This is a genomic window from Citrobacter sp. Cpo069 (assembly GCF_030332785.1).
Classification (GTDB): domain Bacteria; phylum Pseudomonadota; class Gammaproteobacteria; order Enterobacterales; family Enterobacteriaceae; genus Citrobacter; species Citrobacter portucalensis.
Genome location: NZ_JAOWHD010000045.1, coordinates 99,512 through 124,748 on the forward strand (window position 1 = coordinate 99,512; position 25,237 = coordinate 124,748).

The following is a 25,237-nucleotide window of genomic DNA, read 5'->3' on the forward strand; positions in this document are numbered from 1 at the left end:
CATGAAAAATAAACTACTCAGTGGAATGGTGTTGTTCATGGTTTCGGCCACCGCGATGGCACAACAATCCTTCAGCACACCAGACCAGGCAACAGATGCGCTGGCAAACGCTATCAGTGAGCAAAATGAAAGTGCAATGAGCAACCTGCTCGGGGAAAACTGGCGTGATTTTCTGCCGCCAGAAGGCGTCGATCCTGATGCAGTTGATCGCTTCCTGCGTGACTGGAAGGTACGCCATAGCACTGTCATCGACGGCAATACGGCGCATCTTGTGGTTGGGGACAGCGACTGGCAACTGCCAATCCCGGTCGTCAAAAACGCTTCAGGCTGGCAATTTGATATCAAGGAAGCAGCCGAAGAGATCCTGACCCGTGAGATTGGACGCAACGAACTTGCTGCCATTGAGGCGTTGCACGCCTATGTGGATGCCCAGCAGAGCTATTTTTCGATGAACCAGAAATACGCGCAAAAGATTGTCAGTTCTGAAGGGAAAAAGGATGGTCTGTACTGGCCTGTTTCGCCGGGCGAAGCGCCAAGCCCGCTTGGCCCAGCCTTCAGTCCACAGGAGCCGGGCATGGGCTATCACGGCTATCGCTTCCGGATCCTTCCCGATAAAACCAGCGGTTTTGCCATGGTAGCCTGGCCCGTTAGCTACGATCACACCGGCGTGATGAGTTTTATGATTAACGGTGAAGACAAAGTCTACCAGGCCGATCTCGGTGTTGAATCACAGCAGAAAGCACAAGCGTTAACCACATTCCATCCGGATAAAAACTGGCAACCTGTAGCGCCCTGATACCGAGTCGGAAGGTTAGTAGGCCGGGTAATGCATAGCCGCCCCCCGGCAACCCCAACAAATTAAATGCAGCAACTTTATCCGTTGTCACTTTAGCTTTGCTGCACATAGAGATTTGCAGGTCAGTAACCATGGTGTAGTTCACCTCTTCCACCATCGCATCCGCAGCCATGCCGATCAGCCCCGCCGCGATACCACCACCCAGCGTCGCACCAGAGGTGTTGCTGTTATAAGCGGTGGTTATCGCACCACAACCAGCCAGCGTTATTGCCCACACGCTCACGTCAGCGTGGATTTGTCTGACGTGAGCTCGGAGAGTTAATTCTGATGCGGCATTAATTCAGGATAACCTTTAAACGCCGGCTTAGTGCTGATAAGTGCTATTTCGTCAGCTCGAATGCTGCCAGAGTTTGTTGCCCATACACCTTCCTGTGTCTGGTTAATCTGCTGATGCTGCGCATTCAAATTTTGTCCCATTGCCGCAATATGTGTGCTTTCGGTACCACCGCTGTTGGTAGCCCATGGAATGGCGGCATCCTGCGCCAGCGCCATGCCGGAAATAAACACGGTAGTTATTACTGCTGCTTTTAAAAAACGTTTCATCATTTCCCCTCCCAATTTATTATCACGCTATTAGTTTACAGGGTTATTAATTTCATCTGATGACAAGATAAGGTGATTTATTTCTTGTGAAACAGTATGTTGATTTGGAATGCTGATTTCATGCGGTTCGGGAGTTTGATGCAGTACGGTAAAAAACATTTTCTGGCAATTCGGCTAGTTACCTTAATCTTTGCCAGATCTTGACACTATTATGTAACAAATACATAAAAAAAGCGGCCATTCAGCCGCTTTTTATCATTTCGGAAAAATTACTTTTTCTTCGCTTTAGGGTTTGGCAGGTCGGTAATGCTACCTTCAAAGATTTCTGCCGCCAGGCCCACGGACTCGTGCAGAGTCGGATGCGCGTGGATGGTCAGCGCGATATCTTCTGCGTCACAACCCATTTCGATCGCCAGACCGATTTCGCCCAGCAGCTCGCCGCCGTTGGTACCGACAATCGCACCACCGATAACACGGTGAGATTCTTTGTCGAAAATCAGTTTGGTCATACCGTCTGCGCAATCGGAAGCGATAGCACGGCCAGAAGCAGCCCACGGGAAGGTGGCGGTTTCGTAGCTGATACCTTTTTCTTTCGCTTCTTTCTCGGTCAGACCAACCCATGCAACTTCTGGTTCAGTGTATGCAATGGATGGGATAACTTTCGGATCGAAGTAGTGTTTCTTACCGGCGATAACTTCAGCGGCAACGTGACCTTCATGAACACCTTTGTGTGCCAGCATCGGCTGACCGACGATATCGCCGATAGCAAAGATGTGCGGTACGTTGGTGCGCAGTTGTTTGTCAACGCGGATAAAGCCACGGTCGTCAACTTCCACGCCAGCTTTGCCCGCGTCGAGGTTTTTACCGTTCGGTACACGACCGATAGCGACCAGCACAGCATCGTAACGCTGAGCTTCGGCAGGGGCTTTTTTGCCTTCCATGGAAACGTAGATACCGTCTTCTTTCGCTTCAACGGCGGTTACTTTGGTTTCCAGCATCAGGTTGAATTTCTTGCTGATACGCTTGGTGAAGACTTTAACCACGTCTTTGTCGGCAGCCGGGATAACCTGATCGAACATTTCAACCACGTCGATCTCTGAACCCAGCGCATGGTACACGGTACCCATTTCCAGACCGATGATACCGCCGCCCATTACCAGCAGGCGCTTAGGAACAGTTTTCAGTTCCAGTGCATCGGTGGAATCCCACACGCGCGGATCTTCATGCGGAATAAACGGCAGTTCGATCGGACGGGAACCCGCCGCGATGATTGCGTTGTCGAAGTTGATCACGGTTTTGCCGTTTTCGCCTTCAACTTCCAGGGTGTTTGCCCCGGTAAATTTACCCAGACCGTTAACCACTTTCACTTTACGGCCTTTGGCCATACCCGCCAGACCGCCGGTCAGCTGAGTGATAACTTTTTCTTTCCAGGTACGAATCTTGTCGATATCGGTTTTCGGCTCGCCAAAAACGATACCGTGTTCAGCCAGCGCTTTGGCTTCTTCGATAACTTTTGCTACGTGCAGCAGCGCTTTAGAAGGGATACAGCCGACGTTCAGACAAACACCGCCAAGGGTGCTGTAACGTTCTACGATGACGGTCTCCAGACCTAAATCTGCGCAACGGAAGGCAGCAGAGTAACCTGCAGGGCCTGCCCCAAGTACCACGACCTGAGTTTTGATTTCAGTGCTCATCATGACCTCTTAATTTATACCCGTCGTCCAGCGGGTCGTTCTATCCGCCCGTATTTTACAAAATTGTTAACAATTTTGAAACAACAAACGGCAACCGATTTGTCTTTCGCACAATAACCTCACTGACTTCATGAGATTACCAGAAAAAAGCCGGCCGTCGGGCCGGCTTTTTCGCTTACATCACCAGGCGGCGAATGTCAGACAGCATGTTGTTGATGATGGTGATAAAGCGCGCACCATCCGCACCGTCAATTACACGGTGGTCGAAGGAGAGCGAAATCGGCATCATCAGACGCGGCATAAACTCTTTACCGTTCCACACTGGCTCCATAGAGGACTTGGAGACACCGAGAATAGCCACTTCCGGCGCGTTCACAATCGGCGCGAAGTGGGTAGTACCCAGGCCACCGATGCTGGAGATGGTGAAGCAACCGCCCTGCATTTCGCCAGCGGTCAGCTTGCCATCACGCGCTTTCTTGGAGATCACGGTCAGTTCACGAGACAGCTCGGTAATGCTCTTCTTATTCACGTCTTTGAAGACCGGAACAACCAGACCATTAGGAGTATCAACCGCTACACCGATGTTGATGTATTTCTTCAGGGTCAGGCGCTGACCGTCTTCAGACAGGGAGCTGTTGAAGCGCGGCATCTGTTCCAGAGCTGCGGCAACGGCTTTCATGATGAAGACTACTGGGGTGAATTTCACGTCCAGTTTACGTTTTTCAGCTTCGGCGTTCTGCTGTTTACGGAACGCTTCCAGATCGGTGATATCGGTCTTATCGAAGTGCGTAACGTGCGGGATCATCACCCAGTTACGGCTCAGGTTAGCACCAGAGATTTTCTGGATACGGCCCAGTTCCACTTCTTCGATTTCACCAAACTTGCTGAAGTCCACTTTCGGCCAAGGCAGCATGCCCGGGATACCGCCACCTGCTGCTGCAGCCGGAGCCGCTTCAGCACGCTTGATAGCGTCTTTCACGTAAGCCTGAACGTCTTCACGCAGGATACGACCTTTACGGCCAGAACCTTTCACTTTCGCCAGGTTCACACCGAATTCGCGCGCCAGGCGACGAATCAGCGGCGTTGCATGAACGTAAGCGTCGTTCTCAGCAAACTCAGATTTGCCTTCCGCTTTCGCTGCCGGAGCTGCGGCTTGCGCAGGTGCTGGTGCAGCGGCCGGAGCCGGAGCAGCTGCTTGCGCAGGAGCGGCTGCAGGTGCTGCGCCTTCGACTTCGAAGACCATAATCAGAGAACCGGTTTTAACTTTGTCGCCGGTGCTGATTTTGATTTCTTTCACGGTACCCGCGAACGGTGCCGGAACTTCCATCGACGCTTTATCGCCTTCAACGGTGATCAGTGACTGTTCAGCGGCAATTTTATCGCCCACTTTAACCATCACTTCAGTGACTTCAACTTCGTCACCACCGATATCCGGTACGTTAACTTCTTTCGAGCCAGAAGCTGCCGGAGCCGCCGCTGCTGCTGGAGCAGCCGCCTGAGCCGGTGCAGCAGCAGGCGCTGCGCCCGCCACTTCGAAGACCATAATCAGGGAACCGGTAGACACTTTGTCACCCGTGTTGATTTTGATCTCTTTAACGGTACCCGCGAACGGTGCCGGAACTTCCATTGACGCTTTGTCACCTTCAACGGTGATCAGAGACTGTTCAGCCGCAACGGTGTCGCCCACTTTAACCATGATCTCGGTAACTTCAACTTCGTCGCCGCCGATGTCCGGTACGTGTACGTCTTTCGCCGCAGAGGCAGCAGGTGCTGCTGCCGGAGCCGCTTCTTTCTTCTCTTCTGCCTGAGCAGGTGCAGCTGCTGCTGCACCGTCGGCGGAATCGAAAATCATGATCAGTTTGCCGGTCTCAGTTTTGTCGCCAACAGAGACTTTGATCTCTTTAACGATACCCGCCTGAGGAGACGGAACTTCCATAGAAGCTTTGTCGCCTTCTACGGTGATCAGCGACTGTTCAGCTTCAACTTTGTCGCCCACTTTGACCAGGATCTCGGTGATTTCAACTTCATCAGCCCCGATGTCCGGTACATTGATTTCGATAGCCATTATTCTTTTACCTCTTACGCCAGACGCGGGTTAACTTTATCTGCATCGATGTTGAATTTGATGATTGCGTCTGCAACCACTTTCTTATCGATTTCGCCACGTTTAGCCAGTTCGCCCAGGGCCGCTACAACCACGTAGGAAGCATCAACTTCGAAGTGGTGACGCAGGTTTTCACGGCTGTCAGAGCGACCGAAACCGTCAGTACCCAGTACGCGATAATCATCAGCCGGTACATAAGTACGAACCTGTTCGGCAAACAGTTTCATATAGTCAGTAGATGCTACTGCCGGAGCGTCGTTCATCACCTGAGCGATGTACGGAACGCGCGGAGTTTCCATCGGGTGCAGCATGTTCCAGCGCTCACAATCCTGGCCATCACGCGCCAGTTCAGTGAAGGAAGTTACGCTGTAAACGTCAGAGCCTACACCGTAGTCGTTCGCCAGAATCTGTGCTGCTTCACGCACGTGACGCAGGATAGAACCGGAGCCCAGCAGCTGAACTTTACCTTTCTTACCTTCGAGGGTTTCGAGTTTGTAGATACCTTTACGGATACCTTCCTCGGCACCTGCTGGCATTGCCGGCATGTGGTAGTTTTCGTTCAGCGTGGTGATGTAGTAGTAAACGTTCTCTTGTTTCTCACCGTACATACGCTCCAGACCATCGTGCATGATGACCGCAACTTCGTACGCGTAAGACGGATCGTAAGAGATACAGTTCGGGATAGTCAGAGACTGAATATGGCTGTGACCATCTTCGTGCTGCAGACCTTCACCGTTCAGCGTCGTACGACCAGAAGTACCCCCTACCAGGAAGCCGCGAGCCTGTTGGTCGCCAGCCTGCCAGCACAGGTCACCGATACGCTGGAACCCGAACATGGAGTAGTAGATGTAGAACGGGATCATCGGCAGATCGTTGGTGCTGTAAGACGTCGCAGCAGCCAGCCAGGATGCGCCTGCACCCAGTTCGTTGATACCTTCCTGCAGGATCTGACCTTTCTCGTCTTCTTTGTAGTAAGCAACCTGCTCACGGTCCTGCGGGGTGTACTGCTGACCGTTCGGGCTGTAGATACCAATCTGACGGAACAGACCTTCCATACCGAAAGTACGCGCTTCGTCAGCGATGATCGGAACCAGACGATCTTTGATCGACTTGTTCTTCAGCATCACGTTCAGGGCACGAACGAAAGCGATAGTGGTGGAGATTTCTTTGTTCTGCTCTTCCAGCAGCGCACCGAAGTCTTCCAGAGCTGGCAGTTCCAGCTTCTCGGTGAAGTTCGGCTGACGAGCTGGCAGGTAGCCATGCAGTTTCTGACGCTGAGCGTGCAGATAAGTGTGCTCTTCAGAACCTTCCGGGAAGGTGATGTAAGACAGGTTTTCAACCTGCTCATCGGTCACAGGAACGTTGAAACGGTCGCGGATATAACGCACGCCGTCCATGTTCATTTTCTTAACCTGGTGAGCGATGTTTTTACCTTCAGCAGTGTCACCCATGCCGTAACCTTTGATGGTATGGGCCAGGATTACAGTTGCTCTGCCTTTGGTTTCCTGCGCTTTTTTCAGTGCAGCGTAGACTTTCTTCGGATCGTGACCACCACGGTTCAGAGCCCAAATCTGCTCGTCAGTCCAGTCAGCAACCAGTGCTGCGGTTTCCGGGTATTTACCGAAGAAGTGCTCACGTACGTATGCGCCATCTTTGGATTTGAAGGTCTGGTAGTCGCCGTCAACGGTTTCGTTCATCAGCTGGATCAGTTTACCGCTGGTGTCTTTACGCAGCAGCTCATCCCAACGACCGCCCCACATGACTTTGATAACGTTCCAGCCAGCGCCCGCGAAGATGCCTTCCAGTTCGTTAACAATCTTGCCGTTACCGGTTACCGGGCCGTCAAGACGCTGCAGGTTACAGTTGATAACAAAGACCAGGTTGTCCAGTTTTTCACGGGTCGCGATGGTGATCGCACCTTTAGATTCTGGCTCATCCATCTCGCCGTCGCCCAGGAAGGCGTAAACGGTCTGTTTAGAGGTATCTTTCAGGCCACGGTGTTCCAGATATTTCAGGAACTTAGCCTGGTAGATAGCACCGATTGGGCCCAGACCCATAGATACGGTCGGGAACTGCCAGAATTCTGGCATCAGTTTCGGGTGCGGGTAGGAAGACAGGCCTTTGCCATGTACTTCCTGACGGAAGTTGTTCATCTGCTCTTCAGTCAGACGACCTTCCAGGAATGCGCGTGCGTAGATGCCCGGAGAGATGTGGCCCTGGAAGTACACCAGATCGCCGCCATCTTGCTCGTTGCGTGCACGGAAGAAGTGGTTGAAGCAAACATCATATACCGTTGCGGAGGACTGGAAGGATGCCATGTGGCCACCCAGCTCGAGGTCCTTTTTAGACGCGCGCAGTACGGTCATGATGGCGTTCCAACGGATAGCAGAACGAATACGACGTTCCAGCTCCAGATTGCCCGGGTATTCCGGTTCATCTTCAACGGCAATAGTGTTTATATAATTGCTGGCCCCTGCACCTGCCGCTACTTTCACGCCGCCTTTGCGGGCTTCTGAAAGCAGTTGGTCGATCAGATACTGAGCACGCTCAACACCTTCTTCACGGATGACCGATTCGATCGCCTGTAGCCAGTCGCGAGTTTCGATCGGATCCACGTCATTTGGGAAACGTTCTGACATGGGGGTATTCCTTATCTATCTAATACGTTGAGTTATCTGGAACCTGTCCCATTACGTTCTCGCCAGAGAGCGTAATAAGACAGGTTCTGCGTTTAGTTGCCGCGCACTTTATATGGCGCTTGATTTACAACATCTTCTGGTTAACGTTCTACCAGAAAAATCACTAATTCTTTCGTTGCTCCAGACGGCGTAAGGCGCGTTCACGACGGCTTTCCTCACGGCTTCTGTCCAGCAGGATCTCTTCGATAAACGCCAGGTGACGGTGGGACGCTTCACGCGCCTCTTCCGGCTTCCCGGCAATAATTGCTTCAAAAATACGGGTACGGTGACTGCTAACCAGTGGCAGCATTTCACGACGCGCATACAGCAATTCGAAGTTTTGCCGAACGTTCTGGGCCAGCATCGGCTCCATACACCTTAGCAAATGGAGCAGCACCACATTGTGTGCCGCTTCGGTGACAGCAATTTGATACTGGAGTACCGCATCAGATTCGCCGTCAAGATCGCCGGACTGTTGAGCAAGCTCGATCGCATGGTGGAGTTCACGGATACGCGTTTTGTCTTCATCCGTGCTGCGCAGTGCAGCGTAATAAGCCGCAATACCTTCCAGCGCATGGCGCGTCTCAAGCAGGTCAAACTGGGATTCAGGATGGTCGGAGAGCAGCTCTACCAGTGGGTCGCTAAAGCTCTGCCACAGGCTGCTCTGAACAAAAGTGCCACCGCCCTGACGACGAAGCAGTAAGCCCTTCGCTTCAAGGCGTTGGATCGCCTCGCGTAAGGAGGGGCGGGAGACGTCGAACTGTTTTGCCAGCTCGCGTTCCGGTGGGAGTTTTTCTCCGGGGCGAAGTGTCCCCTCAAGAATTAAAAACTCCAGCTGCTGCTCAATCACATCGGAGAGTTTTGGTTGGCGGATTTTGCTGTAGGCCATGATTTCCTGTCTTAAGCCATTTGCCCGGAGTCAATTGGTCTTACCAATTTCATGTTCTTGACGCTAAAGTAACAAAGTATTCACCTTCTGTCCATACAGGTTTTGATTGAAATCAGTAAAGGAGGCATATTTTAACAACATTACAGAAATAACGTTTCAAACATGTAACTATGCACAAATGTTAAATTTACCCACCCCGGGGTAGTTTTAACGGAATTGAAACGAAAAATTATCTCATCTGAACCGATTCACCTGCTTATTTATCGATATATCAACCACTATTAATGAATAGAAATTCAAAATGGAAATTTTGTGGTAGATAAACTCGCATTTACAAATGGTTTCTTTTTATTCAACTCGTCATCTTCCCCGCATAAAGCAGGTGCATTCGCGCTCGCATATCATTATTCTGATCAAGACAAAAGTATTAAGGCAACATTTTATCAAAAGCATCTGTAAACAAATTAATACAACAAACGGAATTGCAAACTTACACACGCATTGCTGCGTAGTTCAAAAAATAAGCACTCGAAATATGAAGAGTAAAACCACACACGAGGTTTCATGATGGAAAGTCAACAGCATGGCGATCAGCTCAAGCGCGGCCTTAAGAACCGCCATATACAGCTAATCGCACTGGGTGGCGCGATTGGTACCGGGTTATTCCTCGGTAGCGCATCCGTTATCCAGTCTGCAGGACCGGGTATTATTCTGGGTTACGCTATTGCCGGCTTTATCGCCTTTTTGATTATGCGTCAGTTAGGTGAAATGGTGGTTGAAGAGCCCGTTGCAGGCTCATTTAGTCACTTTGCTTATAAATACTGGGGCGGTTTCGCGGGGTTCTCTTCCGGCTGGAACTATTGGGTGCTGTACGTGCTGGTTGCCATGGCTGAGCTAACTGCCGTGGGTAAATACATCCAGTTCTGGTACCCGGAGATCCCAACATGGGTGTCTGCGGCTGCCTTCTTTGTGCTGATCAACGCCATCAACCTGACCAACGTGAAAGTGTTTGGTGAGATGGAGTTCTGGTTCGCCATTATTAAAGTCATTGCCGTCGTAGCGATGATCCTGTTCGGCGGCTGGTTACTGTTTAGCGGTAACGGCGGCCCGCAGGCCAGCGTCAGCAACCTGTGGGACCAGGGAGGCTTCCTGCCGCATGGCTTCACCGGTCTGGTGATGATGATGGCTATTATCATGTTCTCTTTCGGTGGGCTGGAGCTGGTCGGGATCACCGCAGCAGAAGCGGATAACCCGGAGCAAAGCATTCCCAAAGCGACTAACCAGGTTATCTACCGTATCCTGATTTTCTATGTGGGTTCGCTGGCGGTTCTGCTTTCCCTGATGCCGTGGACGCGTGTCACGGCGGATACCAGCCCGTTTGTCCTTATTTTCCACGAGCTGGGCGACACCTTTGTTGCTAATGCCCTGAACATCGTAGTGCTGACTGCCGCCCTTTCTGTCTATAACAGCTGCGTATACTGCAACAGCCGTATGCTGTTCGGTCTGGCACAGCAGGGCAATGCGCCGAAAGCGCTGATGAACGTCGACAAACGCGGTGTACCGGTGAACACCATTCTGGTTTCCGCACTGGTGACGGCTCTGTGTGTGCTGATCAACTACCTGGCACCGGAATCCGCCTTTGGTCTGCTGATGGCGCTGGTGGTTTCCGCACTGGTGATCAACTGGGCAATGATTAGCCTGGCACACATGAAGTTCCGCAAAGCCAAACAGCAGCAGGGTGTTACCACCCGCTTCCCGGCGCTGCTCTATCCGCTGGGTAACTGGGTGTGCCTGATTTTCATGGCTGCAGTACTGGTGATTATGCTGATGACGCCGGGCATGGCGATCTCGGTGTACTTAATCCCTGTATGGATTGCTATTCTTGGCATCGGCTACTTGTGCAAACAGAAAACAGCCGGCGCGGTTAAAGCGCATTAATCCCCCCTCCCCCCACCTGCGTCAGGTGGGGGTTGTTACCTGTCTCACACTTTCCCACTCACGACTGTTTAGTCCATATCAGCGGCGTTATCCTGCAACGCAAAAACACCGGTGCCGGACAATAATTCTCTCCATATCTCATTAATGGAGTGCAGTTGATGGAAACCAGTAAGCTCACGGTGAAAGAAAAGATCGGCTATGGAATGGGCGACGCCGGATGCAACATCATCTTTGGCGCCATCATGTTGTTTGTTAACTATTTTTACACAGACATTTTTGGTCTGGCACCTGCACTGGTCGGCGTATTACTTCTCTCAATACGCGTTATCGACGCCGTTACCGACCCTATAATGGGCGCGATGGCCGACCGCACTCGTAGTAAATATGGTCGATTTCGTCCATGGCTTTTATGGATGGCTTTCCCGTACGCATTATTCAGCGTACTGATGTTTACCACCCCTGAGTGGACCTATAACAGCAAAGTTATCTATGCGTTCGTTACCTACTTCCTGCTATCTATTACTTATACAGCGATCAACATTCCCTACTGCTCGCTCGGTAGCGTCATCACCAACGATCCGAAGGAACGCGTCGCCTGCCAGTCATATCGCTTTGTGTTGGTAGGCATTGCAACCCTGCTGCTGTCCCTCACCTTGCTGCCAATGGCCGACTGGTTCGGCGGGGAAGACAAAGCCAAAGGGTATCAGATGGCGATGGCGGTTCTGGCTTTCATCGGCATGTGTATGTTCCTGTTTTGCTTCGCTACGGTCCGTGAACGCGTACGCCCTGCTGTCCAGACCAATGACGATTTAAAAGCCGATCTGAAAGACGTGTGGAAGAACGATCAGTGGGTAAAAATTCTGCTGTTAACATTGTGCAACGTCTGTCCGGGCTTTATTCGCATGGCTGCCACCATGTACTACGTGACATGGGTTATGCAGCAAAGCACGCAGTTCGCAACGCTGTTTATCAGTCTTGGTGTGGTCGGCATGATGATCGGCAGTATGCTGGCGAAGGTATTAACCGATCGCTGGTGCAAACTGAAAGTCTTCTTCTGGACCAATATTATCCTGGCGATTTTCTCTGCCGCGTTTTACTTCTTCGATCCGAAAGCCACCATGATGATTATGGTGCTCTACTTCCTACTCAACATCCTGCACCAAATCCCTTCTCCGCTGCACTGGTCGCTGATGGCGGATGTCGATGACTATGGCGAGTGGAAAACCGGTAAACGCATCACCGGAATCAGCTTCTCCGGTAACCTGTTCTTCCTGAAACTGGGCCTGGCGATTGCCGGAGCGATGGTCGGCTTCCTGCTATCCTGGTACGGCTACGACGCAGGGGCGAAAGCGCAAAGCGACTCTGCCATTAACGGTATTATGCTGCTGTTTACCATCATACCGGGCGTAGGCTACCTGATTACCGCAGGCGTGGTTCGTCTGCTGAAAGTTGACCGCGAGTTTATGCAGCAAATCCAGACAGATTTAGAAAAGCGCCGCGCCAACTACCGTGAACTGAATGAATACCACGATATAAAAACGACTGAAACCGTAAGGAAAGCCTAATGAATCAGTGGCCAAATCCCTTTATTGAACAGCGTGCCGATCCGTTTATCTTACGTGACGGTAGCCACTATTATTTCATTGCTTCAGTACCCGAATATGACCGACTGGAGATACGCCGGGCCGACTCGCTGGAGAGGTTGCGCACCGCCGCCCCGGTTGTCGTCTGGCGCAAACCAGAAAGCGGCCCCATGAGCCAACTCATCTGGGCACCCGAAATCCATCATCTGGCAGGCAAGTGGTACATCTATTTTGCTGCCACCCACACACAGTCGCTCGACAAGCTGGGGATGTTCCAGCATCGCATGTTTGCGCTCGAATGTGCCGACGCCGATCCGTTGACCGGGCAGTGGACGGAGAAAGGTCAGATTAAAACGCAGTTTGATACCTTTGCGCTTGATGCCACCACCTTTAACCATCAGGGAAAACAGTGGTACCTCTGGGCGCAGAAGTCGCCCGATATCGCCGGAAACTCCAATATCTATCTCGCTGAGCTGGAAAATCCATGGACGATTAAAGGCGAGCCGATCATGCTAAGTCATCCTGAGTATGACTGGGAATGCCGGGGTTTTTGGGTCAACGAAGGTCCTGCCGTCATGGTTCATGGCGATAAGCTGTTTATCAGCTATTCAGCCAGCGCCACCGATGAGAACTACTGTATGGGATTATTGTGGATTGACCTCAACGCCGATCCGCTCAACCCGCAGAACTGGCACAAATCACCGCGTCCGGTCTTTACCACCAGTTATGAAAACCGCCAGTTTGGGCCAGGACACAACAGCTTTACACAAACGCCGGAAGGTGAAGATGTACTGGTGTATCACGCAAGAAACTACACCGAAATCGAGGGCGATCCGCTGTACGACCCAAACCGCCACACTCGTCTGAAGCTCGTGCGTTGGGACGAAAACGGCATGCCAGATTTTGGCGTGCCGCCTGCTGATACGAACTAAACCGTTGCACTGCCCGGTGGCGCTAGCGCTTACCGGGCCTACACGTTTTTTCATTGTAGGCCGGATAAGCATTAGCGCCATCCGGCACAACGCTATACTAATGCCCCATAAATGGTGAGCACCGCAATAACCACCACCACCACAAACGAGGTTTTCTTCGCCAGCGAAACGGCGGCTTTTGGCGTTTCGACTTTATCGGTGTGCGGTTCACGCGCCAGCGAGAACTGCGCCAGACGCGTAAGCACCTGATATTGCGACGTGTGCAGATCCGCAAGCGAGGCAAACCAGGCCGGCAGCGCTTTCTCACCATGTCCCAACAGCGCATAGACCACGCCCGCCAGACGCACCGGGATCCAATCCAGCACATGCAGGATCGCATCAATGCCTGATTGCAGACGCTGGTGCGGTGTCTGATAGCGCGCCAGCCAGGACTGCCAGGCGCGTAAAAAAGCATAACCAACCAGCGTCACAGGTCCCCACGGACCACCGACAATCAGCCAAAATAACGGCGCCAGATAAAAGCGGAAGTTGTTCCATAACAGCGCGTTCTGCAGTTCGCGCAAGAATTCACGCTCATCGCAGTCCGGCGGAACCCCATGGATAAGCGTCAGCTCGCTGGCCATCGCATCACGGGCGTGAGCATCATCGCGAGCAGCCGCGTTCAGGTAAGCGTGATAGTGAAGGCGCGCCTTGCCAGCACCGATGCACAGCAAGCCAATTAAGATCCACGCCACCAGCAACGGAACATTAAACAACAGCCCATGAAGTGCGCGCAGTAGCAGAAACGTCACTCCCATCGCAATCAGAGTCATGCCTACCGTACGCATCATCGAAAAATGCTTAATCCGGCGGAAAAAAGCTTCAATCCGGTGATCAAGCTGCCAGTGCTCACCCAGCTTAAACAGGCGTTCAACAATCAACACCAATAATGTTGTAAACAGCGTCATGTCATCTCCTTGTGCGACGAGGGGGTGACCAGGGCGCGGAACCTTGCCCAGTCAAAGGACGGCCCGGGATCGGTCTTACGCTCGGGCGCAATATTGCAATGTCCTGTCATGTTGTTAGCAATGGCCGGATAACGCGTAATCAGAGTATTCGTCACGGCAACCAGTTGCTGATACTGCGCATCGGTATAGGCCAGCGTATCCGTCCCTTCCAACTCAATACCAATTGAAAAATCATTACAGCGTTCTCGCCCTTGATAGCTCGACACACCCGCATGCCAGGCGCGTTTATCAAAAGGCACATATTGCACGATTTCACCGTCACGGCGAATCAAACAATGGGCCGAAACACGCAGATGGGCGATCCCGGCAAAATAAGGATGGGCGTTGGGATCAATCGTGCCCGTAAACAGCGCGTCTATCCACGGGCCGCCAAACTCGCCGGGCGGCAGGCTGATATTATGCACCACCAGCAGAGAAGGGTTTTCGTCATCCGGGCGGCAATCGTAATGCGGAGAGGGAACGCGTCGCGCCTCTGCCAGCCAGCCCTCGTCTAACAACATGCAGAATCTCCTTATTGGTGGTGCTCATATCAGGTTCAGGGTAGCATGTTTCCACCTTATGATTCGTTAGCAATTTGGAGTTTTATCATGCCGCCTCGCCGCTATAACCCTGACTACCGACGTGACGCGCTGTTGGAACGCATAAATCTGGATATCCCTGCCGCTGTAGCTCAGGCGCTGCGTGAAGATTTAGGCGGAGAAGTTGATGCCAATAACGATATCACCGCACAGCTTTTACCCGAAGACATGCGCTCCCATGCCACCGTAATCACCCGCGAAGATGGCGTTTTTTGTGGAAAACGTTGGGTGGAAGAGGTCTTTATTCAGCTGGCTGGCGGTGATGTCAACATCACCTGGCATGTCGAAGATGGCGACAGCATAAAGGCCAATCAGCCGCTGTTTGAACTGGACGGCCCTTCCCGCGTTTTACTGACCGGTGAACGTACTGCGCTGAATTTTGTGCAGACGCTTTCAGGTGTAGCGAGTGAAGTGCGTAAATACGTCGACCTGTTAGCGGGAACCAAGACCCAACTGCTGGATACGCGCAAAACCCTGCCGGGACTGCGTACCGCGCTAAAATACGCCGTATTGTGCGGCGGCGGCGCGAATCATCGTTTGGGGCTGTCCGACGCCTTCCTGATTAAAGAAAACCACATTATTGCTTCCGGCTCGGTACGTCAGGCCGTCGAAAAAGCCTTCTGGTTGCACCCGGATGTGCCGGTTGAAGTCGAAGTAGAAAGCCTGGATGAATTGGACGACGCGCTGAAAGCCGGGGCCGATATCATCATGCTCGATAACTTCGAAACTGACCAAATGCGCGAAGCGGTAAAACGCACCAACGGCCAGGCGCGTCTGGAAGTGTCGGGCAACGTCACCCATGAAACGCTGCGCGAATTTGCCGAAACCGGTGTGGACTTTATCTCCGTTGGCGCGCTGACCAAACATGTTCGCGCACTCGATCTCTCCATGCGATTTCGCTAATTGCTGATTGTATTGCCCGATGACGCTTCGCTTATCGGGCCTACTACACAGGTTTATTCCGTAAGCCGAATACGGCATTTACACCACCACCCGGCAGTTTCTTCGAGTCTCTTCGCAAATACATTGTCTGACTCTGTAATTTCGTAAAAATCCTCTGAACCCGCTTTCCCGTTTTGTTTTTTGTCTCTCGCCGTCCTCCCGTCGGTTTGCCAAAGTAGCGCCAGCAAACTCAAGGAGCGAACGATGAACAAGCAACGAGGCTTTACGCTTATCGAACTCATGGTGGTGATTGGCATTATTGCCATCCTTAGCGCCATCGGCATTCCGGCATATCAAAACTATCTGCGCAAAGCCGCGCTGACAGACATGCTGCAAACCTTTGTCCCCTATCGCACGGCGGTTGAGCTCTGTGCACTGGAGCATGGCGGAACAGATACCTGCGATGCCGGAACGAATGGTATTCCCTCTCCAACAACTACCCGTTACGTCTCAGCCATGAGCGTTGAAAAGGGAGTTGTCAGCCTTAGTGGGCAGGAAAGCCTGAACGGGCTAAGCATCACCATGACGCCAGGTTGGGACAATGCCAACGGCATTACCGGCTGGAACCGAAACTGCGTCATCCAGAACGACAGCGCATTGCAGCAGGCCTGTGAAGACGTTTTCCGCTTTGATACCCACTAAGGAACAGAGATGAATACCACCCAACTTACGGCACTATGCCAACGTTATCAGGCAATATTACTGGATGCAGACAATGAAGTGGTGCATATCGCCGTCGTAGACGCCCCATCACACGAACTGCTGGATGCGCTGCATTTTGCCACCACCCGACGCATCGACATTGTCTGCTGGACACGTCAGCAAATGGAAGGCCACACGCATACACCGCAGAAAATGCTCCCGGCAGTAGTCACGAAAAGCAGCGCCAGCGCGGCAGACTTGCTGAATCAGACGTTTCATTCCGCTCTGACGCAACGGGCTTCTGATATTCATTTTGAACCCGAAGAAAATCACTATCGAATCAGATTACGCGTAGATGGCGTGCTTCACGCTTTACCGGAAGTCACGACCGAGATGGGCACTGCCATCACCGCAAGGTTAAAAGTATTAGGCAGCCTGGATATCGCCGAGCATCGGCTTCCACAAGACGGACAATTTACCGTTGAGATTTCAGGAGAGCCGGTCTCGTTTCGCATCGCCACTCTGCCCTGTCGCTACGGCGAAAAAGTCGTGTTACGGCTACTTCATCAGGTCGATCAGTCACTGGAGATCGCGGCGCTGGGAATGCAAGACGCGCAGCTGGCCGCATTTTCGCAAGCCTTGCAGCAGCCTCAGGGGCTGATTCTGGTTACCGGGCCTACCGGAAGCGGTAAAACGGTCACGCTGTACAGTGCGCTGCAAACCCGAAACACCCCGGATGTGAATCTTTGTAGCGTGGAGGATCCGGTAGAGATCCCGATCGCAGGTCTCAACCAGACGCAAATTCACCCACGCGCCGGTTTGACTTTTCAGGGAGTCTTACGTGCTCTGCTGCGCCAGGATCCCGACATTATCATGGTGGGTGAAATCCGCGATGGCGAAACGGCCGAAATAGCCCTTAAAGCCGCACAAACCGGCCATCTGGTTCTTTCTACGCTGCATACCAATTCCACCAGTGAAACGCTGGTGCGCCTGCAACAAATGGGTGTCGCACGCTGGATGATCGCCTCCGCGCTGACGCTCGTTATTGCACAGCGGTTGGTCAGAAAGTTGTGCCCCCATTGCCGACAACGTCAGAGTACGCCTATCACGCTCCCGAAAACTGTCTGGCCTACACCACTACCGAATTGGCAGGCCCTTGGCTGCAAACATTGTTATCACGGATTTTATGGCCGTACGGCATTGTTTGAAGTGCTCCCTGTTACTCCGGCATTACGTCAGAGTATTGCCAGTGGCACATCAGTAGACGAAGTGGAATCTGATGCTCAGCAATCAGGAATGAGAACGCTTTTCGAGAATGGCTGTCAGGCCGTCAAGCAAGGGTTAACGACATTTGAAGAGCTGATTCGTGTACTGGGCATGCCTCATGTCCGCTAAACAGCTTTGGTGCTGGCAAGGCATTAACAACGAAGGTAAATCGCTGGAAGGAACGCTATGGGCCGATACCCGACCGTCATTGATGCTGGCTCTTGAGGAACAACAGATTACGCCGCTGCGCATTAAACGTATGCGTGTCAAAATCTCGCACTGGAGCCGTACAAGAAGTGCCGAAACCATACACCAGTTGGCGACATTGCTAAAGGCAGGGTTAACGCTCTCAACAGGGCTAGCTCTGCTTGCTGAACAGCATCCCAGCAGTCAATGGCAGGCGCTACTGCGTACGCTGGCTTACGATATGGAACAGGGCATAACCCTCTCCGCCTCGTTATCACAATGGCAACACGTTTTTCCGCCCCTTTACCAGGCAATGATCCGTACCGGAGAACTTACGGGTAAGCTGGACGACTGCTGTTTTGAACTCGCCTACCAGCAAAAGAAACAACAGCAACTTGCTGATAAAGTTAAAAAATCCCTGCGCTATCCGATCATCATCATAACAATGGCGGTGATGGTCGTATTTGCGATGCTGCAGTTTGTACTCCCTGAGTTTGCCGCTATCTACCAGACGTTCAACACCCCGCTACCGGCGCTCACTCAGTGGATTATTACCATCGCACACTGTAGCAGCCAATGGGGATGGCTGGCGGTAGCGCTTGGCCTGGTAGCAGTTGCCACACATCATTTGATAAAGCAGAAACCGTACTGGCTCATTCTGCGCCAGAAATTGCTGCTCAGCCTCCCGGTCATAGGGCCGATAGTGAGAGGGCAAAAACTCACGCAGATATTCACTGTTCTGGCGTTAACGCAAAATGCGGGCATTCCCTTTTTGCAGGGTCTTGAGAGCGTTACCGAAACGCTGGCTAACCCTTTCTGGTCGCAACGTTTAGCACTGGTTCAGCAGGACATCAGCTCTGGAAAACCGATCTGGTTAGCGCTTAAAAATAGCGGTGAATTCAGCCCATTGTGTATACAGCTGGTCAGAACGGGTGAAGCTTCCGGCTCGCTGGATGCAATGCTGCGCAATCTTGCTCATCACCATGGCGAGAAAACCCTGGCTCAGGCTGAGAATTTGGCTGCATTACTTGAGCCTGCGTTGCTGGTCATTACGGGGCTTATCATCGGTACGCTGGTCGTCGCGATGTATTTACCGATTTTCCATCTGGGAGATGCGATGAGCGGGGCGGGATAGATTCAAATGCCGGATGGCGGCGTAACGCCATCCGGCATTTCACAGAACTAGCTGTTCTTACAGGCTATTGAAAACACGGTTTTCTTGTTCCTGTACACGAATAAATGTTGTACGTTTGGTCAGCTCTTTCAGACGGGATGCGCCCACATAGGTACAAGCAGAACGCAAACCGCCAAGGATATCGCGAGCGGTATTATCAACCGGGCCGCGCAGTGGCAGCTTGACGGTTTTACCTTCTGCAGCGCGGTACTGTGCAACACCACCTACGTGACGCGTCATGGCAGATTCAGAGCTCATACCGTAGAACAGCATGAATTTCTCACCGTTCTCTTCAACAATTTTGCCGCCACTTTCTTCATGACCAGCCAGCATGCCGCCGAGCATCACGAAGTCTGCACCGCCACCGAACGCTTTTGCCACGTCACCCGGCATTGTGCAGCCGCCGTCGCTGACAATCATTCCACCCAGACCGTGGGCTGCATCGGCGCATTCAATAACCGCAGAAAGCTGTGGATAGCCAACGCCGGTTTTTACACGCGTGGTACATACAGAACCTGGGCCAATGCCGACTTTGACAATATCAGCACCGGAAAGCACCAGCTCTTCACACATTTCACCGGTGACCACATTGCCCGCACAGATCGTTTTAGTCGGCCATGCTTCACGCGCTTTCGACACGAACTGAACAAAATGCTCTGAGTAGCCATTGGCCACATCAATGCAGATAAAGTTCAACGCGGGGTTGAGCGCCAGAATCTGTTTAGTTTTTTCGAAATCTGCATCAGACGTACCGGTTGAAACCATTACGTGTTTGAGCACATCGGCAGAGCTCTCTGCGATGAAGGCGGCCCAGTCTTCAACAGAATAGTGTTTGTGCACAGCGGTCAGGATGTCGAAGGAAGCCAGTGCCGTTGCCATGGCAAACGTCCCGACAGTGTCCATGTTCGCGGCAATAATAGGTACGCCGGACCAGGTCTGACCTGAATGCTTAAAGGTAAATTGACGTTCCAGCTCAACATCGGAACGGCTTTTGAGAGTAGAACGCTTAGGGCGGATAAGAACGTCTTTGAAACCTAACTTCAGATCTTCTTCGATACGCATGTGCGGATTCCTGGGGTTAATGGCGAAAAATCGAAACTCACAACTCCAGTGACGCTATCATACGCACTAATCAATGCCGCGCAAGACTGCGAAATTCTCTTTTTTTACGCTACAATCCCATAAATTTACCTGGCGAATAGTAGGTTAATCCTGCAGCAGCCTCGCCTTCGCACGCATAACTTTTAACTGTTTGATAATCAAACTTAAACTCCAGGATCGGCATCTATGAGGTATACGGTAGCCTTAACCGGCGGCATTGGCAGTGGTAAAAGCACCGTTGCAAATGCGTTCGCTGACCTCGGAATAAACGTCATTGATGCAGATATTATTGCGCGCCAGGTGGTTGAACCCGGCACACCTGCTCTTAAGGCGATCGAAGAACATTTTGGTTCCGACGTTATAGCCGCAGACGGATCGTTGCAGCGACGCATTTTACGCGAACGCATTTTTTCCAATCCTGAGGAGAAAAGCTGGCTGAATGCTCTGCTTCATCCGCTTATTCAGCAGGAAACCCAGCGTCAGTTTCAGCAAGCAACCTCTCCTTATCTGCTATGGGTTGTCCCTTTGCTGGTGGAAAATTCGCTGTATAAAAAAGCCGACCGCGTACTCGTGGTGGATGTCACCCCCGAAACCCAGCTCAGACGCACCATGCAGCGTGATGACGTCACGCGTGAGCATGTTGAACAAATTCTTGCTGCCCAGGCAACGCGTGAAGCGCGGCTGGCCGTGGCAGACGATGTTATTGATAATAATGGCGCACCGGAAGCCATCGCCTCGGATGTCGCCCGCCTGCACGCGCTCTATTTGCAATGCGCGTCGCAGTTTGTCTCACAGGAAAAACCGTAATGCACACCCAGGTCCTTTTTGAACACCCTCTCAATGAGAAGATGCGTACATGGCTGCGCATTGAGTTTTTAATCCAACAGCTCTCCGTTAATTTGCCCATTACTGATCATGCCGGCGCTCTGCATTTTTTCCGCAATATCGGAGATTTGCTGGATGTATTTGAACGCGGCGAAGTCCGTACCGAACTCCTCAAAGAACTGGAGCGACAGCAGCGTAAACTCCAGGCCTGGGTCGAAGTTCCCGGCGTCGATCAAAGCAGAATCGACTCTTTGCGTCAGCAGCTAAAAAGTGCAGGCAGCATTCTGATTTCTGCCCCGCGTATTGGACAGACGCTGCGCGAAGATCGTCTGATTGGTCTCGTACGTCAGCGTTTAAGTATTCCTGGCGGGTGCTGCAGTTTCGATCTGCCGACTCTGCATATCTGGTTACACCTGGCACAGTCGCATCGTGACGCGCAGGTTGAAACCTGGCTTGCCAGCCTGAATCCGCTCAACCAGGCGCTGTCGCTGGTACTGGATTTAATTCGCAACTCAGCGCCGTTTCGTAAGCAAACCAGCCTGAATGGTTTTTATCAGGACAACGGCGAAGATGCAGATCTGCTGCGCTTGCAGCTGCCGCTTGATTCGCTGCTTTATCCGCAAATCTCTGGTCATAAGAGCCGTTTTGCCATCCGCTTTATGCCGCTGGATAGCGAGAATGGTCAGGTGCCTGAGCGCCTCGATTTTGAACTGGCGTGCTGTTAAGGAGTCAACATGTCTGAACAAACCATCGTCAACTGCCCAACCTGCGGCAAGCCTGTAGTATGGGCTGAGGTCAGTCCGTTTCGCCCATTCTGCAGCAAGCGCTGCCAGTTAATCGATCTGGGAGAGTGGGCCGCAGAAGAGAAACGCATCCCAAGCTCTGGTGATCTGTCAGAAAGCGACGACTGGAGTGAAGAACAGAAGTAATTCTGCTAAAACGGTGGGTCGGATTAGGCAACGCCGCACCCGGCATTTTATGTTGTTTTGCCTGATGGCGCTGCGCTTATCAGGCCTACGAACTAAAACGTAGGGCGGGCAAGCGTAGCGCCCCGCCATAATTTGCCGGATGCGGCGTTGCCTTATCCGGCCTACAGCACCATTAGCCAGCTATCAGCTTTTCAATGACCGGTGCATTCGCGGGCGGGAAATCCTGCGCATTCAGAGCATCTTGCGCAATCCACTGCGCCGGTTGCCCCTCTTTTCCCCACGGCTCGCCTTCCCAGCTTTCAACCAGCCAGAACCACAGAGTGATATGCCTGTCCGGAAACTGATACTCCAGCTTTTCGAACAATGAGCTTTGAGTCGGCGTGATCCCCACTTCTTCCTGTAGCTCGCGAATCAGCGCCTGCTCCGGCGTTTCGCCCGCTTCAATTTTCCCGCCGGGGAATTCCAGCTTATTTGCCATGTGGGCATCAGCCGCACGCTGGGTGATAAAAATTTCATGTTGCTGATTACGAATAATCCCGACGGCGATTTGCAGTATTTTCATCTTTATCGTCCATAAAAAAGGCGCAGAATTCTGCGCCTTTTCAGTAAGTTATTTTCTTAGCTCAGACGGCCGTGGCACTGTTTGTATTTTTTGCCAGAGCCGCAAGGACACGGATCGTTACGACCCACTTTACGATCGCCGGTTTGTGCTGCCAGCTCTTCTGCTGCGGCAGAATCGTCGCCTTTATGACTCAACTGCTGCATCTGCGCTAAGCGCTCAGCTTCTTCACGACGCTGCTGCTCCATGGCTTCGACTTCTTCAGGCATACGCACCTGAACTTTGCTCAGGGTGCTGATCACTTCGTATTTCAGTGATTCCAGCATTGACGCAAACATAGAGAAGGATTCACGCTTGTATTCCTGCTTCGGATCTTTTTGCGCATAACCACGCAGGTGGATACCCTGACGCAGATAGTCCATCGCAGCAAGGTGCTCTTTCCACAGAGAGTCGAGAGTTTGCAGCATCACGCCTTTTTCGAAGTGACGCATCATCTCCGCGCCCACAACTTCTTCTTTACGCTGATAAACTTCGATGGCGTTTGCCAGGATACGTTCACGCAGCGTTTCTTCGTGCAGCTCAGGCTCTTTATCCAGCCACTCTGAAATCGGCATCTCAAGATCGAAGTCGTTTTTCAGACGTTCCTGCAGACCCGGGATATCCCACATTTCTTCCAGAGACTGCGGCGGAATATAGGCATCAATAGTTGCTTTGAAGACATCTTCACGGATGCTGTTGATGGTTTCGCTAACGTCAGTTACGTCCAGCAGTTCGTTACGCTGGGTGTAGATAGCACGACGCTGATCGTTGGCAACGTCATCATATTCCAGCAGCTGCTTACGAATATCGAAGTTGCGGCTTTCCACTTTACGCTGTGCGTTAGCAATTGCTTTGGTCACCCATGGGTGTTCAATGGCTTCGCCAGGCTTCATACCCAGTTTACGCATCATGCCTGACACGCGGTCAGAGGCAAAAATACGCATCAGCGCATCTTCCATCGACAGATAGAAACGGGAAGAGCCCGCATCACCCTGACGACCCGAACGACCACGCAGCTGGTTATCGATACGGCGAGATTCGTGACGCTCGGTACCAATAATATGCAAGCCACCGGCAGCTAATACCGCGTCATGGCGAACCTGCCACTCGGCTTTAATCTGCGCGATTTGTTCCGGAGTTGGGTTTTCCAGCTCGGCAACTTCCGCCTGCCAGCTACCGCCCAGCACGATATCGGTACCACGACCGGCCATGTTCGTCGCGATAGTCACGGCTGACGGGTAACCCGCCTGGGCGACGATTGCAGCTTCGTTGGCGTGGAACTTGGCGTTCAGAACATTGTGTTTGATACCCGCTTTGCTCAGCTCGTTAGACACTACTTCCGATTTTTCAATGGAGATAGTACCTACCAGCACCGGCTGGCCATTTGCGGTACGCTCTTTAATATCTTCAATGATCGCCTGAATTTTTTCCGCTTCGGTCATGTACACCAGATCCGGTAAATCCTTACGGATCATCGGACGGTTGGTCGGCACAACCACGGTATCCAGTTTGTAGATGGAGCTAAATTCAAATGCTTCAGTGTCGGCTGTACCGGTCATGCCGGCCAGTTTTTCGTACAAACGGAAGTAGTTCTGGAAGGTAATAGATGCCAGCGTCTGGTTCTCGTTCTGGATCTCTACGCCTTCTTTAGCTTCAACAGCCTGGTGCAGACCATCGGACCAGCGACGCCCCTGCATGGTACGACCGGTGTGTTCATCGACGATGATAACTTCGCCGTCTTTCACGATGTAGTCTACGTCGCGGGTAAACAGCACGTGCGCACGCAGTGCGGCAGTCACGTGGTGCATCAGCATAATGTTGCCTGGAGAGTACAGTGACTCGCCCTCGTCCATAATGCCTTCGTTAACCAGCAGCTCTTCAATCAGTACCAGACCACGTTCGGTCAGGTTAACCTGGCGCGCTTTCTCATCAACTGAGAAGTGCCCTTCGCCCTGGAACGTGTCGGAATCTTCCTTCTCCTGACGGATCAGGTGCGGGATGATTTTATTCACTTTTTTGTACATTTCCGAGCTGTCTTCAGCCGGACCGGAAATGATCAGCGGTGTACGCGCTTCATCGATCAGGATGGAGTCGACTTCATCGACCAGCGCATAGTGCAGTTTTCGCTGAACGCGCTCTTCCGGGCTAAACGCCATGTTGTCGCGCAGGTAGTCAAAGCCGTATTCGTTGTTGGTACCGTAAGTAATATCGGCATTGTAGGCTTCACGCTTGGCTGGCGCAGGCAGGCCAGACATGTTGATACCCACGGTCATGCCGAGGAATTCAAACAGCGGGCGGTTATTTTCGGCGTCACGCTGAGCCAGGTAGTCGTTCACGGTAACCACGTGTACGCCCTTCCCGCTTAATGCGTTCAGGTAGGCTGGCAGCGTCGCGGTAAGGGTTTTACCTTCACCAGTACGCATTTCCGCGATGCAGCGATCGTTAAGCACCATACCGCCCAGCAGTTGAACGTCGAAGTGACGCATACCGAACACGCGTTTACTCGCTTCACGCACTACTGCGAACGCTTCCGGGATCAGGCTCTCAACGCTGGCACCTTTTTCCAGACGGGCGCGGAATTCAGCGGTCTTCGCTTTCAGTTCATCATCGGAGAGTTTTTCCATCTCCGGTTCCATCGCGTTGATGACATTGACCACTTTACGCATACGACGCAGCGTACGCTCGTTACGGCTACCGAATACTTTCGTTAATAATTTGATTAGCATAATAAAATCTCAAACGCCCCGCGGTGCGGAGTCAAAAATTATAAGT

General features: G+C 52.2%; 21 protein-coding genes and 1 pseudogene. 11 read left to right on the forward strand and 11 right to left on the reverse strand.

Features of this window, described 5'->3' with window-relative positions:
- Position 1 precedes the first annotated feature (1 nt).
- On the forward strand, positions 2 to 796 hold the full coding sequence (locus OGY08_RS08540; protein WP_125362728.1) for a DUF2950 family protein: 795 nt from the start codon (positions 2 to 4) through the stop codon (positions 794 to 796).
- A 67-nt stretch (positions 797 to 863) separates the two neighbouring features.
- Here OGY08_RS08540 and traT read toward each other — a convergent pair.
- From traT to pdhR, 6 genes and pseudogenes are all read right to left on the reverse strand, one after another.
- Positions 864 to 1,055 (reverse strand): annotated as a pseudogene (gene traT / locus OGY08_RS08545) (complement resistance protein TraT); the annotation flags it as partial.
- Positions 1,056 to 1,114: 59 nt separating this feature from the next.
- A complete protein-coding gene (locus tag OGY08_RS08550; protein ID WP_125362764.1) occupies positions 1,115 to 1,399 on the reverse strand; it encodes a hypothetical protein in 285 nt (94 codons plus the stop codon).
- 269 nt (positions 1,400 to 1,668) lie between these two features.
- The gene (gene lpdA, locus OGY08_RS08555; RefSeq protein ID WP_003829486.1) at positions 1,669 to 3,093 is read right to left on the reverse strand and encodes a dihydrolipoyl dehydrogenase; all 1,425 of its coding nucleotides are present in this window, start codon (positions 3,091 to 3,093) and stop codon (positions 1,669 to 1,671) included.
- Between the two features lie 175 nt (positions 3,094 to 3,268).
- Positions 3,269 to 5,158, reverse strand: coding sequence for a pyruvate dehydrogenase complex dihydrolipoyllysine-residue acetyltransferase (gene aceF, locus OGY08_RS08560; protein ID WP_003829487.1), 1,890 nt, complete (start codon positions 5,156 to 5,158; stop codon positions 3,269 to 3,271).
- A 14-nt stretch (positions 5,159 to 5,172) separates the two neighbouring features.
- Entirely contained in the window at positions 5,173 to 7,836 is a 2,664-nt protein-coding gene (gene aceE, locus OGY08_RS08565) for a pyruvate dehydrogenase (acetyl-transferring), homodimeric type (RefSeq protein ID WP_008786210.1), read from the reverse strand.
- Positions 7,837 to 7,999: 163 nt separating this feature from the next.
- Entirely contained in the window at positions 8,000 to 8,764 is a 765-nt protein-coding gene (pdhR, locus tag OGY08_RS08570) for a pyruvate dehydrogenase complex transcriptional repressor PdhR (protein ID WP_003018699.1), read from the reverse strand.
- A 564-nt stretch (positions 8,765 to 9,328) separates the two neighbouring features.
- Between pdhR and aroP the strand changes: the two genes are divergently transcribed.
- The 3 genes from aroP (at position 9,329) to OGY08_RS08585 (ending at position 13,217) form a co-directional block, all read left to right on the forward strand.
- A complete protein-coding gene (gene aroP / locus OGY08_RS08575; protein ID WP_008786209.1) occupies positions 9,329 to 10,702 on the forward strand; it encodes an aromatic amino acid transporter AroP in 1,374 nt (457 codons plus the stop codon).
- A 158-nt stretch (positions 10,703 to 10,860) separates the two neighbouring features.
- Positions 10,861 to 12,267 carry a glycoside-pentoside-hexuronide (GPH):cation symporter gene (locus OGY08_RS08580; RefSeq protein WP_100271502.1) on the forward strand — a complete coding sequence of 469 codons (1,407 nt, stop codon included), beginning with the start codon at positions 10,861 to 10,863 and terminating at the stop codon, positions 12,265 to 12,267.
- Complete coding sequence (locus tag OGY08_RS08585) at positions 12,267 to 13,217, forward strand: glycoside hydrolase family 43 protein (protein WP_125362730.1); 951 nt, start codon at positions 12,267 to 12,269, stop codon at positions 13,215 to 13,217. Before OGY08_RS08580 ends, OGY08_RS08585 begins: the two co-directional genes overlap by 1 nt.
- A 92-nt stretch (positions 13,218 to 13,309) precedes the next feature.
- Here the strand turns inward: OGY08_RS08585 and ampE are convergent, their stop codons facing one another.
- Positions 13,310 to 14,164 (reverse strand): beta-lactamase regulator AmpE, encoded by an 855-nt coding sequence (gene ampE / locus OGY08_RS08590; protein ID WP_003829498.1) that lies wholly within the window; start codon positions 14,162 to 14,164, stop codon positions 13,310 to 13,312.
- Positions 14,161 to 14,724, reverse strand: coding sequence for a 1,6-anhydro-N-acetylmuramyl-L-alanine amidase AmpD (gene ampD, locus OGY08_RS08595; protein WP_125362731.1), 564 nt, complete (start codon positions 14,722 to 14,724; stop codon positions 14,161 to 14,163). The genes ampE and ampD overlap by 4 nt, the downstream gene beginning before the upstream one ends.
- 87 nt (positions 14,725 to 14,811) lie before the next feature.
- On the opposite strand from ampD, the gene nadC reads away from it, so the two are divergent.
- The 4 genes from nadC to hofC all read left to right on the forward strand — a co-directional run bounded on the left by nadC (position 14,812) and on the right by hofC (position 18,973).
- Complete coding sequence (gene nadC / locus OGY08_RS08600) at positions 14,812 to 15,705, forward strand: carboxylating nicotinate-nucleotide diphosphorylase (protein WP_125362732.1); 894 nt, start codon at positions 14,812 to 14,814, stop codon at positions 15,703 to 15,705.
- Between the two features lie 243 nt (positions 15,706 to 15,948).
- The gene (ppdD, locus tag OGY08_RS08605; protein WP_003829506.1) at positions 15,949 to 16,386 is read left to right on the forward strand and encodes a prepilin peptidase-dependent pilin; all 438 of its coding nucleotides are present in this window, start codon (positions 15,949 to 15,951) and stop codon (positions 16,384 to 16,386) included.
- 9 nt (positions 16,387 to 16,395) lie between these two features.
- Positions 16,396 to 17,781 (forward strand): type II secretion system protein GspE, encoded by a 1,386-nt coding sequence (gene gspE / locus OGY08_RS08610; RefSeq protein WP_111466116.1) that lies wholly within the window; start codon positions 16,396 to 16,398, stop codon positions 17,779 to 17,781.
- Entirely contained in the window at positions 17,771 to 18,973 is a 1,203-nt protein-coding gene (hofC, locus tag OGY08_RS08615; protein ID WP_191226417.1) for a protein transport protein HofC, read from the forward strand. The genes gspE and hofC overlap by 11 nt, the downstream gene beginning before the upstream one ends.
- 57 nt (positions 18,974 to 19,030) lie before the next feature.
- Here the strand turns inward: hofC and OGY08_RS08620 are convergent, their stop codons facing one another.
- Positions 19,031 to 20,074 (reverse strand): GMP reductase, encoded by a 1,044-nt coding sequence (locus tag OGY08_RS08620; protein ID WP_003829510.1) that lies wholly within the window; start codon positions 20,072 to 20,074, stop codon positions 19,031 to 19,033.
- Positions 20,075 to 20,299: 225 nt separating this feature from the next.
- Here OGY08_RS08620 and coaE point away from each other — a divergent pair, with 225 nt between their 5' ends.
- Genes coaE through yacG form a run of 3 tightly spaced genes read left to right on the forward strand, consistent with a single transcriptional unit; the run spans position 20,300 to position 21,867 of the window.
- Complete coding sequence (gene coaE / locus OGY08_RS08625; protein WP_003829511.1) at positions 20,300 to 20,920, forward strand: dephospho-CoA kinase; 621 nt, start codon at positions 20,300 to 20,302, stop codon at positions 20,918 to 20,920.
- A complete protein-coding gene (gene zapD, locus OGY08_RS08630; RefSeq protein WP_008786201.1) occupies positions 20,920 to 21,663 on the forward strand; it encodes a cell division protein ZapD in 744 nt (247 codons plus the stop codon). The genes coaE and zapD overlap by 1 nt, the downstream gene beginning before the upstream one ends.
- A 9-nt stretch (positions 21,664 to 21,672) precedes the next feature.
- The gene (gene yacG / locus OGY08_RS08635) at positions 21,673 to 21,867 is read left to right on the forward strand and encodes a DNA gyrase inhibitor YacG (protein WP_003018740.1); all 195 of its coding nucleotides are present in this window, start codon (positions 21,673 to 21,675) and stop codon (positions 21,865 to 21,867) included.
- Between the two features lie 172 nt (positions 21,868 to 22,039).
- Here the strand turns inward: yacG and mutT are convergent, their stop codons facing one another.
- Both mutT and secA read right to left on the reverse strand, forming a co-directional pair.
- A complete protein-coding gene (gene mutT, locus OGY08_RS08640) occupies positions 22,040 to 22,429 on the reverse strand; it encodes an 8-oxo-dGTP diphosphatase MutT (RefSeq protein WP_008786200.1) in 390 nt (129 codons plus the stop codon).
- A 56-nt stretch (positions 22,430 to 22,485) separates the two neighbouring features.
- A complete protein-coding gene (gene secA, locus OGY08_RS08645) occupies positions 22,486 to 25,191 on the reverse strand; it encodes a preprotein translocase subunit SecA (RefSeq protein WP_003829517.1) in 2,706 nt (901 codons plus the stop codon).
- Between the last annotated feature and the right edge of the window lie 46 nt (positions 25,192 to 25,237).